Source organism: Lentzea albidocapillata (assembly GCF_000719115.1).
Classification (GTDB): Bacteria; Actinomycetota; Actinomycetes; order Mycobacteriales; family Pseudonocardiaceae; genus Lentzea; species Lentzea albidocapillata.
Genome location: NZ_JOEA01000037.1, coordinates 47,325 through 60,890, shown reverse-complemented (window position 1 = coordinate 60,890; position 13,566 = coordinate 47,325). Strand labels below are relative to the sequence as shown.

Here is a 13,566-nt window from a genome sequence, read left to right as displayed (position 1 = left end):
TTACCTTGAGTGGGCGGGATGCTCCCCTCATGGGCACGGCCGGGCGCTTTTCAGCCCGGCCCTTTTCCGGCCGTCAAGCATCCCGCCAGAGGCTCAAGGTCAAGCCCCAACCGCTATCGACGCGAAGCGGCGATGACCGGCACCGGCCCGGTACTGCCCGCCCGGCCACCCACGCAAGGCGACCACTCGCACGGCAGGCGACCACCCCGCTGGAACACGACACGCCCACGCAAACCGACCCGCACGCCCCCACCCCGCCCGCCCAAGCAAGCCGACTCGCCAGGCGCCCAGGTGCCCCACCGGCACCCACCAGCAAGGTCCCAGCCCACCCCTCCACCACCAAGCCTGAGAGAATGCCCAAGTGAGCCTGCTGGGACCTGCCGAAGTCCGCCGTCTAGCCGCAGAGCTGGACATCCGCCCGACCAAGAAGCTGGGCCAGAACTTCGTGCACGACCCGAACACCGTCCGCAAGATCGTCACCGCAGCAGGCCTGACCCAAGACGACATAGTCCTGGAGGTAGGCCCAGGCCTGGGCTCCCTGACCCTTGCCCTGCTCCCCAGCGCCAAAAAAGTCGTCGCGGTCGAAATCGACCCGCCCCTGGCCCACCGCCTCCCGCAAACGGTCCAGGAGATGGACCCGGAGAACGCAGGCAAGCTCCACGTCGTCCTCAAGGACGCCATGAAAGTCACCCAAGAAGACCTGCCGGCGCACCCCACCGCGATCGTGGCGAACCTGCCCTACAACATCGCGGTCCCGGTCGTGCTGCACCTCCTGGCCGAGCTCCCCAGCCTGCAGAAGGGGCTGGTGATGGTTCAGGCGGAGGTGGCCGACCGCATGGCGGCCAAGCCCGGCAACAAGATCTACGGCGTGCCCAGCGTGAAGCTTGCCTGGTACGCCGAGGCGAAGAAGGCCGGCGCGGTCGGCAAGAACGTGTTCTGGCCCGCGCCCAACGTCGACTCGGGGCTCGTTTCGTTCCAGCGGCACGAAAAGCCGCTGTCCACAGTGGATCGCAAGAAGCTCTTCCAGATCGTCGACGCCGCGTTCGCCCAGCGCCGCAAGACGCTGCGGGCCGCGCTCAAGGGCTGGGCCGGCAACCCAGGGAACATCGACGAGCTGCTCGAGAAAGCGGGCATCGATCCCCAGGTCAGAGGCGAGCAGCTGAGCGTGATCGACTTCATCCGGATTGCCGAGGTCTAGGGCCTGTGTCGAAGTCCGGTCCGCGATAGCCGGGCCCGAGGCGGCCCCTGGCGGCACGGCCGGACGACCCACATACAACACCGGTATGCGGGCCATCCGGCCGCACCACCAGGAACCACCTCAAGCGCGGCTCCCATCGAACCAGACTTCGACACAGGCCCTTGGCCGGGGATCCATCGGCCAACAGTGTGATCTGTCGAACGAATCCGGTTTTGGCTTGCGCAACCGAACGTCCGTCCGGTTGACTGCTACTTGCCATCCGGAGCGACTGAGAGACCTGGCTCTACGACGTCGCAGCAACCACCCGCTGGATGCGGGCAGGTGCTAACGCCAGGACCGATGGAGGAGCACCATGGGTACCGTGCGAATGCTGACGCGCCGTCGAGTCATCGACCAGTGCCGTCGCTCGTCTTCTGCATGTCGTCGCCACCTCGTCTAAGGCGCCTTCTCAAAGTCCTCTGACGCGCACTCAGTCATCGAGTGGCGCACACATCTGAGCAGAAACCTCGACCGCGCACGTCCGTCGCGAACGGATTGTGTGCCGTCGCGCGCAGCCGTGGAGCAGACGTGATCACTGTCGAAAACCTCACCAAGTCCTTCCAGGGCGTCAGTGCCCTCAACGGCGTGACCCTCGACGTCGAGTCCGGCACCGTGCTCGGCGTGGTCGGCCCGAGCGGCGCCGGCAAGTCGACGCTCGCTCGTTGCGTCGCGCTGCTGGAGCGTCCCGACTCGGGTGCGATCCGCGTCGACGGCACTGACATCACCAGCCTCGACGGGTCGGCCCTCAGGGCCGCTCGCCGCCAGATCGGCGTTGTGCCGCAAGGGGATTCGCTTCTCCGTCAGCGCACGGCGGCCGGCAACATCGCACTGCCGCTGGAGTCCGCGGGCATTCCCGGACCGCAGCGTCGAACGAGGGTCGGCGAACTGCTGGACCTCGTCGGGCTCACCGACAAGGCCGCCTCGTACCCCGACCAGCTGTCCGGCGGGCAGCGTCAGCGCATCGCCGTGGCGCGCGCCCTCGCGGCCAACCCCAGCGTTCTCCTCGCCGACGAGCCCACGTCCGCCCTGGACCCGGAGACCACCGGTTCCGTGCTGGCGGTGCTCGACCGTGCGCGCGCCGAGCTGGGTGTGACCGTGCTTGTCGTCACGCACGACATGGGCGTGGTCCGGAAGATCTGCGATGACGTCGCCGTGCTGGAGCAGGGCCGCGTCGTCGAGCACGGCAAGGTGCTCGACCTGGTCAACGACGTCGCGAGCCGCACGAGCAGTGCGCTGCTGCCCGCCGTCGACCTGAACCCCATCAACGAGAGCAGCTACGACCGCGTCGCGGACGTCGTGCTCGTCGGGTTCGCCGCGGTCGGTGCGCTGCTGCCCGAGGCCTCGCACCGGTTCGGCGTCGAGCTGAACATCGTCGGTGGCGGCCTCACGCGGCTGGGCGAGACCCCGGTCGCGCGGTTCCGGCTCGGCCTGAACGGCGAGCGCTCGGACTCCGCTCTGGAGTGGATCGGTGAGGCCGGCGGCTCCGTGCAGAGGTCCTTGAAGGGCCCCCAGGGAGTAGCTGCGTGAGGTCTGCAACACCCTGGTCCGACGTCGTCAGCTTCCTCGTCGAGGCCACCGGCGAGACGCTCTACATGGTCGGCGTCTCGACCGTCATCGCCACTGTTTTCGGAGTTCCCGTAGGTGTCTGGCTGCAGCTCACCGCCAAGGGTGGGTTGCGGCCGAACGCCGCGGTGCACAGGGTCCTCGGCTTCGTCACCGACCTGGGCCGCTCGATGCCGTTCATCGTGCTGCTCGTCGCGCTCACGTCGGTCACCCGCCTCGTCGTCGGCGGCTCCATCGGCAGTACGGCGGTCATCGTGCCGCTGGCCGTGGGAGCGATCCCGTTCGTCGGGCGGCTCGTGCAGAACATCCTGTCCGAGGTGCACGTGACCGTGGTCGAGGCCGCGATCACGACCGGCGCCTCGACGTTGAAGATCGTGCGCAGCGTGCTCATCCGCGAGTCGCTGCCCGCGCTGATCAACGCCATCGGCGTCACCGTGATCGCCCTGATCGGGTACTCGGCGATGGCGGGCGTGATCGGTGGCGGTGGCCTCGGTGACCTGGCCATCCGCGAGGGCTACCAGCGCTTCAACGACCGGATCCTGTGGAGCACCGTGGCGTGGCTCGCCGTGCTCACCACCGTGATCCAGCTCGGTTTCACCCGTGCCGCCGCTGCCGCCGACCGGCGCCGGCACGCCTCCGTCTGACCCGTAGCAATTTCTCAAAAGGAACGTCATGCGTATTCGTGCTGCCCTGATCGCAGTTGCTTTGACCGGTTTGACTGCTCTGTCCGCCTGCTCGTCAGGCGCCAATGCGTCCGACACGCTGAAGGTCGGCGTCTCGCCGGTTCCACACGCCCAGATCCTCAAGTACGTGGCCGACAACCTCGCCGCGTCGAAGGGCCTGAAGATCGAGGTCGTCGAGTTCACCGACTACGTGCAGCCGAACACGGCGCTGGTCGACGGGTCGCTCGACGCCAACTACTTCCAGACCGTCCCCTACCTGGAGACGTTCACCAACGAGAGCGGCGCGAAGGTCGAGTGGGTGCAGCCGGTCCACGTCGAGCCCCTCGGCCTGTACTCGAAGAAGGTCAAGAAGCTCGACGAGCTCCCGAACGGGGCCAAGATCGCGGTGGCCAACGACGCCACCAACGAGGCCCGCGGCCTGAAGCTGCTGGAGGCCAACGGCCTGATCAAGCTCAAGGCCGTCGACCAGCCGACCGTGCGCGACCTCGCGGAGAACCCCAGGAACCTGCAGTTCGTGCCCCTGGAGGCCGCCCAGCTGCCCAGGTCGCTGGAGGACACCGACGCGTCCGTGATCAACGGCAACTACGCCATCGACGCGGGCCTCAAGCCGGCCACCGACTCGCTCGCGCTGGAGAAGGCCGAGGGCAACCCCAACGCGAACGGCCTGGTCACCCGCACCGAGCTCAAGGACGACAAGCGCGTCCGCGACCTGGCGGAACTGCTCGGATCACAGCAGGTCAAGGACTACATCAAGCAGACCTTCAGCGGCTCGGTCATCCCGGTCTGACCGTGACAGTGACCGGGGGAGGAGTCCGGGACCCCAGAACGCCCGTACGCTGACATGGTGCTCGCAGTCGTTCCTCCCCCGGTCACAGTTCGCGTCCCGGCCAAGGTCAACCTGCACCTGGCCGTAGGTGACGTGCGCCCGGACGGTTACCACGACCTGGTGACGATCTTCCAGGCGCTGTCGCTGGTCGACGAGGTCACGGTCGCGGTCGCCGACGAGCCAGGCGTCGAGGTCCACGGCGAGGGCGCCGACCAGGTGCCCACCGGAGCCTCGAACCTCGCCTGGCGTGCGGTCCAGCTGCTCGCCACGCACGTCGGCAAGGACGCGGACGACCCCAAGGTCCGCGTCGTCATCCGCAAGGCCATCCCCGTCGCGGGCGGCATGGCGGGTGGCAGCGCGGACGCGGCGGCGGCGCTGGTCGGCCTGTCGTCGTTGTGGCGCCTGGACATCAGCCGCGACGAACTGGCCGGACTGGCCGGGAAGCTCGGCGCGGACGTCCCCTTCGCCCTCTACGGCAGCACCGCCCTGGGCACCGGCCGCGGCGAACGGATCGTGCCCGTGCTGGGCCGCCACCAGTTCCACTGGGTGCTGGCGTTCGACCGCCGCGGACTGTCCACTCCGGACGTCTTCGACGAGCTCGACCGCCTGCGCGCGGACGGAGATCCGCCGCGCGTCGGCGCGGTCGAGGCGGTGCTGGAGGGCCTGTCCTCCGGTGACCCGAGGCAGCTCGCCCTGCTGCTGGGCAACGACCTGCAGGCCGCCGCGGTCTCGCTGCGCCCGAACCTGCGCCGGACGCTCCGCGCGGGTGTCGACGCAGGCGCGCTGGCCGGCATCGTGTCCGGTTCCGGCCCCACGACGGCGTTCCTGTGTGAGGACGGCGACACGGCGGTCCGCGTGGCCGCTGAGCTTGCCGGTGCCGGTGTGTGCCGGACGGTGCGCGTGGCGCACGGACCGGTGCCCGGAGCGCGCGTGATCGCGACTGAAGAGCCCAAGCCGACGCCGCCCGAGGTACACGCGTGACCGAGGGCTTCGCTCCTGCTGGGTAGCCTGCATCGGGCAGTTTCTTACTAGTCGTGAGGTTTTGATGGCCAACCTGGTCAACCTGGAGTCCGTGTCGAAGTCGTTCGGCGTCCGGCCGCTGCTCGACGACGTGTCGCTCGGCGTCAACGACGGCGACCGCATCGGTGTCGTCGGCCTGAACGGCGGTGGCAAGACGACGCTGCTCGAGGTGCTGGCCGGGGTGGAGCCCGCCGACGACGGCCGCGTGTCGCGGTCGCGCGACCTGCGGATGGCCGTCGTGACGCAGCGGACCGAACTGCCGGACGGGTCGACCGTGCGCAACGCGGTGATCGACCCGCTCGGGTTCGACGCCGAGCACGAGTGGGCGGCCGACGCCCGCGTCCGGTCCATTTTGGACGGACTCGGCATCACAGCGCTGGGCCTCGACTCCGTGGTGTCGCGGATGTCCGGTGGCGAGCGGCGCCGGGTCGTGCTCGCGGCGGCGTTGATCCAGGACCTCGAACTCCTCGTGCTGGACGAACCGACCAACCACCTCGACGTCGAGGGCGTGCGGTGGCTCGCGGAGCACCTGCTGGCCCGCAGGTGCGCGCTCGTCGTCGTCACCCACGACCGGTGGTTCCTCGACACCGTCTGCAACCGCACGTGGGAAGTGGTGAACGGCAAGGTCGAGCAGTACGAGGGCGGCTACGCCGACTGGATCTACGCGCGCGCCGAACGGCAGCGGCTCGCGGACACGCTGGAGGAGAAGCGGCAGAACCTGGCGCGCAAGGAACTCGCCTGGCTGCGCCGCGGCGCGCCCGCGCGCACCTCGAAGCCCCGCTACCGGATCGAGGCGGCGGAAGCGTTGATCGCCGACGTGCCTCCGTTGCGGGACAACGTCGAGCTGCTGGCGTTCGCGAAGAAGCGCCTGGGCCGCACGGTCATCGAGGTCGAGGACGCCACACTGTCCATTCCGGACCGGGTGCTGGTACGCGACCTGACGTGGCGCATCGGACCGGGCGAGCGGATCGGGCTCGTCGGCGTCAACGGGTCCGGCAAGACGACGCTGCTGAAGCTGCTGGCCGGTGAGCGCGAACCCGAGACGGGCAAGCGGATCCAGGGGTCGACGGTCAAGATCGCGCACCTCTCGCAGGAGCTGCTCGACCTCAACGGGTCGATGCGCGTGCTGGAGGCGATCGAGGAGATCGCGCGGCGCGTCGTGCTCGGCAAGTACGAGATGTCGGCGTCGCAGCTGGGCGAGCGGTTCGGTTTCTCGTCGCAGAAGCAGTGGACGCCGGTCTCCGACCTGTCCGGTGGCGAACGGCGCCGGCTGCAGCTGTGCCGGCTGCTCATGGCCGAGCCGAACGTCCTGCTGCTCGACGAACCGACGAACGACCTGGACATCGACACGTTGCAGCAGCTGGAAGACCTGCTCGACTCGTGGGCCGGCACGCTCGTCGTGATCTCGCACGACCGTTACCTCGTCGAGCGCGTGTGCGACAAGGTCGTCGCGCTGTTCGGCGACGGCGGGCTGACCGAGCTGCCCGGCGGCATCGAGGAGTACCTGAAGCGCCGCGACTCGATGCGCGACAGGGAGTCCGCCGTCGGCGCGACCGCGGACAAGGCCCCCTCGAACGCCGCCGACCAGCGTGCCGCCCGCAAGGAGCTGGCACGGCTGGAGCGGCGCCTCGAGGTGCTGCACAAGAAGGAAGCCGAGCTGCACGCGGCGCTCGCCGACGCCGCGACCGACTCCGCCAGGCTGCTGAAGCTCGACGCCGAGCTCCGTGCCGTGCTGGCGGAGGAGTCCGACGTGGAGGCTCAGTGGATGGCCGCGGCCGAGGCCGTCGAGGGCTGACGGCGTCTACTTGCCCTTGCGGCGCAGTTCGGCGGCGAGCAGGGGCAGCAGCTCGTCGATGAACGACGTGTCGTAGCCCTGGCCGGAGAGCAGCGCGTAGCTGAAGCGCGCCTTCATGACCTCGTCGGCGGTCGCCCCGAGCATGCCGTCGAGCGCGACGCCGATCTCCTCCAGCATCCGGTCGACCTGCGCGGTGCGGTAGCCGCGCTGCCCGGACGCTGCCTGCGGGATCCGCAGCTGGCGCAGGTCCTTCCACGACTTGACCGACGGCATGCTGCTGCGCACCGGTCCGGAGAGCTGCTGCTCGATCTGGCCGAGGAACCCGTCCACCTCGGTCTCGTCGTAGCCGCGCCGGCCTATCAACGGGCGGGAGAACCTGATGTCGCGGACGTCCTTCGAGGTCAGGTTGTCCTGGCCGAGCAGCGTCGCCTCGATGCGATCGAGGAACGCGTCCACCTGGGACTCCTGGTAGCCGCGGCGGCCACGGGGAGGGCGGTGGAACGCGATGTTGCGGATGTCCGCCGCGGTGAGCTTCGGCGAGTCGATGGCCTTCTGCAGCGCGGGCTGCTGGGCGGGCGGAAGCTGCTGGTGCTGCTGCGGGCGCGGTTCCGGCTGCGGACGACGCTGCTGCGGCCGTTGCTGCTGCTGCGGGAGCTGCGTCGTCGGAGGGCCGGGGTTGCGGGGCGGTGGCGCGGTCTCGAACATCAGCACCACGAGGTCGAGGAACGTGTCGACGTCCTCCTCGTCGTAGCCGAACGTGCCGGGCGCGGTCTCGCCGAACACGGCGTCCTGCACCTGTTGCGCGGTCAGGTTGTCCCTGCCACGCAGGGTCTGCTCGATGCGGTCGAGGAACGCGTCGATCTGTCCCTCGTGGTAGCCGCGCGTCCCCGGTCTTGGCTTGTGGAAGCGCACAGCGGCCACGTCGTCGGGCGACAACCGCACCGCGGGTCTCATCGCCTGCGACGTGGCATGCGCGCCCTGGGCGGGCGCTGAGGCCTGCCGGCGTTGCGGAGTGGACCGCAGTGTGTCCGCCACGAGTTCCATGAAGACGTTGACCTCGTTCACGTCGTAGCCCGGGTCCCGGGTAGCCGTGCTGAACTTGACGTTGAGCACGTCTTCACGCGTGAGGATGTCCTTGCTCTTCATGGTGCCCTCGACCCGGTCGAGGAACGCGTCCACCTCAGCCGCGTCGTACCCGCGCTGACCTTGCGGGGGACGGTGGAACGCGACCAGGGCCACGTCCTGCGCGGAGAGCAGAGGTGCCGGATGCGCGGGTAGACGATGTTGCGCTCCGGGGCCGCCCCGATCCACCAATGACCTCCTCCTGCGTACCTGTACTGGGGAGTATCGCGTTTCGTGTGGCATAACGTTTCGCCCTGATGGACCAAACGGCGCCACTACGATCGCGAACATGAGTCAGTTCGTGGATGTGATGCTGGCGACGGCCTCCAGCGGCGGGGACAGGGGCATGACGACGGGTGAACCCGCCGCGCCGGTCCGTCGAACCTGGGCCGAGGTGCACGAACGCGCCCGGCGGATGGCCGGTGCGCTCGACGTGGCGCCGGGCACCGCGATCGCCGTGCTCGCCGCCGAACCAGCCGTGATCGCCCCAGCCGTGCAGGCCGCATGGCTGTGTGGTGGCAGCGTCACGATGTTGCATCAACCCACACCACGCACCGACCTGGCCGAGTGGGCCGAGGACACGCTGCGGGTGCTTGCCATGATCGATTCGCACCTGGTCCTGCTCGGCAGCCCGTTCGATGCCCTGGCTGCCGTCCTTGACCAGCACGGAGTGCCCTACAAACTGCTCTCCGAACTCGATGCGGAACCGATCGCTGCTCCTGTTCCCACCCCCGAGGATGCCACGGCACTGCTGCAGTTGACGAGTGGATCGACCGCCGATCCAAAGGCGGTGCGCATCACGCACCGCAATCTCATGTCGAACGCCGAGGGCATGCGCGTCGCGGCGGCGCTGGATCCCGCCTCTGACGTCATGGTTTCGTGGCTGCCGCTGTTCCACGACATGGGCATGGTCGGGTTCCTGACCGTCCCGATGCTGTTCGGTCTGGAACTGGTGAAGGTCACACCCGTCGACTTCCTGTCCCGCCCGACGTTGTGGGCCGACCTGATCACCCGGTACCGCGGCACGATCACGGCCGCGCCGAACTTCGCCTACGCGATCGTGGCGCGCCGGCTCGCTTCCTCGTCCGATTCCTTCGACCTGTCCTCGTTGAGGCTGGCGCTGAACGGCGCCGAGCCGATCGACCCGGCGGCCGTGCAGTCGTTCGTGGACGCCGGGGCGCGGTTCGGGCTGCGGCCCGAGTCGATCCTCGCGGCCTATGGCATGGCGGAGACCACTCTGGGTGTGGCTTTCGCGCCTCTGTTCACCGGACTGTCGGTGGACGTGGTGGACGCCGACGCGGTGGAGGCGGACAAGAAGGCCGTGCCCGCTCCGGACGGACGCGCGTTCCCGTTGCTCGGGCCGCCGTTGCCGGGGCTGGAACTGCGGGTGGTGTCGGACTCCGGTGAGGTGCTGGGCGTCCGGGACGTCGGTGAGCTCCAGATCCGCGGCGAGGCCGTCACCCCCGGCTACCTGACCGTGAACGGTCCACTGGCGACACAGGACGCCGAAGGGTGGCTGTCCACCGGGGACCTCGGCTACGTGGTGGAGGACGGCCAGGTGGTCGTCTGCGGGCGCCGCAAGGACGTCATCATCATGGGCGGCCGGAACATCTATCCGACCGATGTGGAGCGTGCCGCCTGCTCGGTGGACGGGGTGCGCGCCGGCAACGCCGTCGCCGTGCGACTGGACGCCGGGACGCAGCGCGAACGGTTCGCCGTCGTGGTGGAGTCGAAGCTGGCCGGGGACGCCGAGGCCGAGAAGGATCTGGCCAAGCAGGTCACGGCTCGGGTTGTGGACGCCGTGGGGCTGCGGCCGTTCGCGGTGGTGGTGCAGCCGCCGGGGACGCTGCCGAAGACGCCGTCCGGCAAGCTCAGGCGGTCCGCGGCGGCCGCTCTGGTCTAGCGGCTCAGTGGAAGCTGTTCTGCGCGGCTTCGAGGCCCTTGGTCACGAGGGCCTCTGCCGCGTCCGCCGCCCGGTCGATCTCCAGCGCGAGCTGCTTGCGCTCGACGGTCGAGAAGTCCTTCAGGACGTAGTCGGCCGGGTCCTGGCGGCCGGACGGGCGGTCCACGCCGAAGCGGACGCGGTGGTAGTCCTTGGTGCCCAGCGACTTCGTGATGGAGCGGAGTCCGTTGTGGCCGTTGTCGCCGCCGCCGAACTTCATGCGGATGGCGGCGAAGGGGAGGTCCAGCTCGTCGTGGATCACGACGATGGTGGTGGGCTTGAAGAACTTCACGGCGCTCGCGACGGGGCCGCCGGAGAGGTTCATGAAGCTGCGCGGCTTGGCGAGCACCACCCGGTGGCCGCTCAGCCTGCCTTCGACGATCTCGGCGCCTGACTTGTGGGCCTTGAACTTGCCGCCGACGCGGGCGGCCAGTTCGTCGAGGACCAGGAAGCCGATGTTGTGACGGTTGCCCTCGTACCTGGGGCCTGGGTTGCCCAGCCCGACGATGAGGGCGAGGTCAGCGTCCACGGAACCGCAACTCCTGCTCGAGATCATCCAGCAACGTGTCCACGGCCTGCACCTGGTACCCCTTGCCCAGCAGGCCGGACGTGGTGCTGAACCGGGTGTTGCGGACCTCCGTGGAGGTCATGGCACCCCGGCCGTCCAGGTTGGCCGCGGCACGGATGACGAAGGCGTCGACTTCGGCACGATCGTAACCGGTGCTGGACTTGGGGAGCTTGCGTGCGTACAGGTCCTCGCCGGTGCTCAGGCCCGTCGGTGGCACGATGCCGTTACGGACCTGGAACTCCAGCAGGTGCAGGACGCCGTCGACGCTGAGCGGGTCGTAGCCGTTCGGGACCGTGGCGAACCTGACGGTGCGCACGTGGTCCGGATTGAGGCGGAGACGACCGGCCAGGGCGTCGGCGATGATCTGCAGGAACTCGTTCACCTGGTCCGGGTCGTAACCCTGCCGCTTACGGCGGAAGGTCTTCGACCGGACGTCCGCGGGCCGCAGGTACGGCAACGGCGCGCCACCCCCCTTGTGAGGAGGTGACGCGCCGTCGTTTCGGCCCGACGTGATGGGGCTCAGCTTTCCTCGGTGGCCTCGGCCGTAGTGGCCTCGTCACCCTCGAGCTGCGCCGCGGACGGCGCCTCGTTCACGGCGACGACGAGCGCGTCGGCGTCGGTGATCAGCACGGCACCGGTCGGCAGGGTCAGGTCGCTGGCGTGGATCTGCGTGCCCGCGGTGACACCGGCGATCGACAGCTCGATCTGGTCCGGGATGTTCATGGCGTCGGACTCGATCTGGATCGTGCTGAGGTCCTGCGTCAGCAGCGTGCCCGAAGCGGGCTCGCCCGAGATGACCAGCGGCACCTCGACGGTGACCTTTTCGCCGCGCTTCACGAGCAGCAGGTCGACGTGCTCGATGTAGTTCTTGATCGGGTGCGTGGTGACGGTCTTGGTGAGCGCCAGCTCAGCCTCGCCGTCAAGGGCGAGAGTGAGGACAGCGTTCTGGCCGTGCTCACGGACGACACGGGCGAACTCGAGCGCCGGCAGGGCCAGGTGCTTCGGGTCGGAACCGTGGCCGTAGAGCACCGCGGGGATCTTGCCGGCGCGACGGGTACGGCGGGCGGCGCCCTTGCCGAATTCAGTGCGCTGCTCAGCGGCGAGACGGACCTCGGACACGGTGGGGTACTCCTTACAAGTCTGGCCTTGTACGTCGGGGCGGTGCACAAGTATCAGCGGATCAGCTAGGGGGGTGGCCAGCGGTGGCGAGCAGCACACGGATGACTTCAACACGCGCGGCATCGAGCCACCGCGTCGATCACGTTGAGCTGGAAAGCTCGCCCTCGCCGAGGCAACCCGACCAGTGTAGGTGAGTGGGTGGGGTGGGTGTTAATCGGGGGGTGGCTTGTGGGTTGGGGCTTGGGTGGAGGCTGGTGATCCGTGGCCTGACGGGTGGTCGGCTTGCGTGCCGCGACCGGGTGGGCGGTGGCCGGGTGGGCGGTGGCCGGGTGGTCACCTTTGCGGGCGGCGACCGGGCGGGTGGTCACCTTGCGGGCGGCCTGGTCGCCTTGCGTGCTTCTCCTGGGGGCTCTGCCCCCAGACCCCCGGCAATCTGATCAGGGGGTCCACGCCACGGGTGGGTTGATGGCACGCCTGTTGCTTTGGGCGGCTGCGCGTTGCTTAGAGAGTGCGTTGGCGGTGGGGTCCCATCACGAGCCGAGCCAAGAGCGGGCCACATGAGAGAAGGGGTGTCAAGCGGACGAAAAGCGTGTCCGCTTGACACCCCTTCTCTCATGCAGCAAGAGCTATGGCGCGACTCGTGATGGGACCCCACCGCCTATACCGCGCGGTAAGGACGGCTCGCCTTCGGCTTCGCGTGAAGCCGCTGGGTCAGGCGTTGCCGTCGAACAGTGAGGTTACGGAGCCGTCCTCGAACACTTCCTGGATCACGCGTGCCAGCAGCGGCGCGATGGACAGGACGGTCATGTTCGGGAAGCGCTTCTCCGCTGGGATCGGGAGTGTGTCGGTGAAGACGACCTCGCGGGCGCCCGAGTCCTGCAGGCGTTGCGTGGCCGGGCCGGAGAGGATGCCGTGTGTGGCGGCGATGACTACGTCGGAGGCGCCCTCGTTGAGGAGTTGCTTCACCGCGCCTGCGATGGTGCCGCCGGTGTCGACCATGTCGTCGATCACGATGCAGAGGCGGCCCTCTACCTTGCCGACCACGCGGTTGGAGACGACCTCGTTCGGGCGGAGGGGGTCTCGGGTCTTGTGGATGAACGCGATGGGGGTGCCGCCGAGGGTGTCCGCCCACTTCTCGGCCAGCTTGGTGCGGCCCGAGTCCGGGGAGACGACGGTGATTTCGTGGCCCGCGTACTTGCCGCGGATGTGGTCCGCGAGGAGCGGCATGGCCCACAGGTGGTCTACCGGGCCGTCGAAGAAGCCCTGGATCTGGGCGGTGTGCAGGTCGACTGAGACGAGTCGGTCGGCGCCTGCGGTCTTGAACAGGTCGGCTACCAGGCGGGCGGAGATGGGCTCGCGGCCGCGGTGCTTCTTGTCCTGACGGCTGTACGGGTAGAACGGCATGATCACGGTGATGCGCTTGGCGGAGGCCCGCTTCAGGGCGTCGACCATGATCAGCTGTTCCATCAGCCACTGGTTGATGGGCGCGGTGTGCGACTGGATGACGAAGGCGTCACAGCCTCGGACGGACTCCTCGAAGCGGACGAAGATCTCGCCGTTCGCGAAGTCGTACGCCGACTGAGGGGTCACCGTGACGTTGAGGTGCTTCGAGACCTCTTCCGTCAACTCCGGGTAGGCACGCCCGCCGAAGAGCATCAGGTTCTTCTTCGGTGTGCCGGGCATCTGCGGGT

Annotated in this window: 12 protein-coding genes and 1 riboswitch; of the genes, 7 read left to right on the top strand and 5 right to left on the bottom strand. The window is 68.8% G+C overall.

Annotated elements, in window-relative coordinates; translation table 11 throughout:
* Positions 1–367: 367 nt before the first annotated feature.
* The 6 genes from rsmA to IG04_RS0140735 all read left to right on the top strand — a co-directional run bounded on the left by rsmA (position 368) and on the right by IG04_RS0140735 (position 7,124).
* Positions 368–1,198, top strand: a complete 831-nt coding sequence (gene rsmA, locus IG04_RS0140760) for a 16S rRNA (adenine(1518)-N(6)/adenine(1519)-N(6))-dimethyltransferase RsmA (protein WP_030482103.1) — start codon at positions 368–370, stop codon at positions 1,196–1,198.
* A gap of 252 nt (positions 1,199–1,450) precedes the next feature.
* Positions 1,451–1,544, top strand: a riboswitch (SAM riboswitch).
* 221 nt (positions 1,545–1,765) lie between these two features.
* Positions 1,766–2,764, top strand: a complete 999-nt coding sequence (locus tag IG04_RS0140755; RefSeq protein WP_030482102.1) for a methionine ABC transporter ATP-binding protein — start codon at positions 1,766–1,768, stop codon at positions 2,762–2,764.
* Complete coding sequence (locus IG04_RS0140750) at positions 2,761–3,444, top strand: methionine ABC transporter permease (RefSeq protein ID WP_030482101.1); 684 nt, start codon at positions 2,761–2,763, stop codon at positions 3,442–3,444. The genes IG04_RS0140755 and IG04_RS0140750 overlap by 4 nt, the downstream gene beginning before the upstream one ends.
* Before the next feature lie 28 nt (positions 3,445–3,472).
* Entirely contained in the window at positions 3,473–4,270 is a 798-nt protein-coding gene (locus IG04_RS0140745; RefSeq protein WP_030482100.1) for a MetQ/NlpA family ABC transporter substrate-binding protein, read from the top strand.
* Positions 4,271–4,327: 57 nt separating this feature from the next.
* Entirely contained in the window at positions 4,328–5,290 is a 963-nt protein-coding gene (locus IG04_RS0140740; RefSeq protein WP_030482099.1) for a 4-(cytidine 5'-diphospho)-2-C-methyl-D-erythritol kinase, read from the top strand.
* 64 nt (positions 5,291–5,354) lie between these two features.
* Positions 5,355–7,124 carry an ABC-F family ATP-binding cassette domain-containing protein gene (locus IG04_RS0140735; RefSeq protein ID WP_030482098.1) on the top strand — a complete coding sequence of 590 codons (1,770 nt, stop codon included), beginning with the start codon at positions 5,355–5,357 and terminating at the stop codon, positions 7,122–7,124.
* Between the two features lie 6 nt (positions 7,125–7,130).
* Here IG04_RS0140735 and IG04_RS48855 read toward each other — a convergent pair whose 3' ends face one another.
* Positions 7,131–8,435 (bottom strand): DivIVA domain-containing protein, encoded by a 1,305-nt coding sequence (locus IG04_RS48855; RefSeq protein WP_338043687.1) that lies wholly within the window; start codon positions 8,433–8,435, stop codon positions 7,131–7,133.
* A 100-nt stretch (positions 8,436–8,535) separates the two neighbouring features.
* On the opposite strand from IG04_RS48855, the gene IG04_RS0140720 reads away from it, so the two are divergent.
* Entirely contained in the window at positions 8,536–10,149 is a 1,614-nt protein-coding gene (locus IG04_RS0140720) for a fatty acyl-AMP ligase (protein WP_030482097.1), read from the top strand.
* 4 nt (positions 10,150–10,153) lie between these two features.
* Here IG04_RS0140720 and pth read toward each other — a convergent pair whose 3' ends face one another.
* The 4 genes from pth to IG04_RS0140700 all read right to left on the bottom strand — a co-directional run bounded on the left by pth (position 10,154) and on the right by IG04_RS0140700 (position 13,558).
* Positions 10,154–10,744, bottom strand: coding sequence for an aminoacyl-tRNA hydrolase (gene pth / locus IG04_RS0140715; protein ID WP_030482096.1), 591 nt, complete (start codon positions 10,742–10,744; stop codon positions 10,154–10,156).
* A complete protein-coding gene (locus IG04_RS0140710) occupies positions 10,707–11,213 on the bottom strand; it encodes a DivIVA domain-containing protein (RefSeq protein ID WP_030482095.1) in 507 nt (168 codons plus the stop codon). The genes pth and IG04_RS0140710 overlap by 38 nt, the downstream gene beginning before the upstream one ends.
* Before the next feature lie 62 nt (positions 11,214–11,275).
* On the bottom strand, positions 11,276–11,875 hold the full coding sequence (locus IG04_RS0140705) for a 50S ribosomal protein L25/general stress protein Ctc (protein ID WP_030482094.1): 600 nt from the start codon (positions 11,873–11,875) through the stop codon (positions 11,276–11,278).
* A 711-nt stretch (positions 11,876–12,586) separates the two neighbouring features.
* Positions 12,587–13,558 carry a ribose-phosphate diphosphokinase gene (locus IG04_RS0140700; protein ID WP_030482093.1) on the bottom strand — a complete coding sequence of 324 codons (972 nt, stop codon included), beginning with the start codon at positions 13,556–13,558 and terminating at the stop codon, positions 12,587–12,589.
* Between the last annotated feature and the right edge of the window lie 8 nt (positions 13,559–13,566).

Coding starts and splice junctions, on each gene's coding strand:
- pth (WP_030482096.1), bottom strand. CDS start 10,744: ATGATCTCGAGCAGGAGTTGCGGTTCCGTGGACGCTGACCTCGCCCTC.
- IG04_RS0140700 (WP_030482093.1), bottom strand. CDS start 13,558: ATGCCCGGCACACCGAAGAAGAACCTGATGCTCTTCGGCGGGCGTGCC.
- IG04_RS0140735 (WP_030482098.1), top strand. CDS start 5,355: ATGGCCAACCTGGTCAACCTGGAGTCCGTGTCGAAGTCGTTCGGCGTC.
- IG04_RS0140745 (WP_030482100.1), top strand. CDS start 3,473: ATGCGTATTCGTGCTGCCCTGATCGCAGTTGCTTTGACCGGTTTGACT.
- IG04_RS0140720 (WP_030482097.1), top strand. CDS start 8,536: ATGAGTCAGTTCGTGGATGTGATGCTGGCGACGGCCTCCAGCGGCGGG.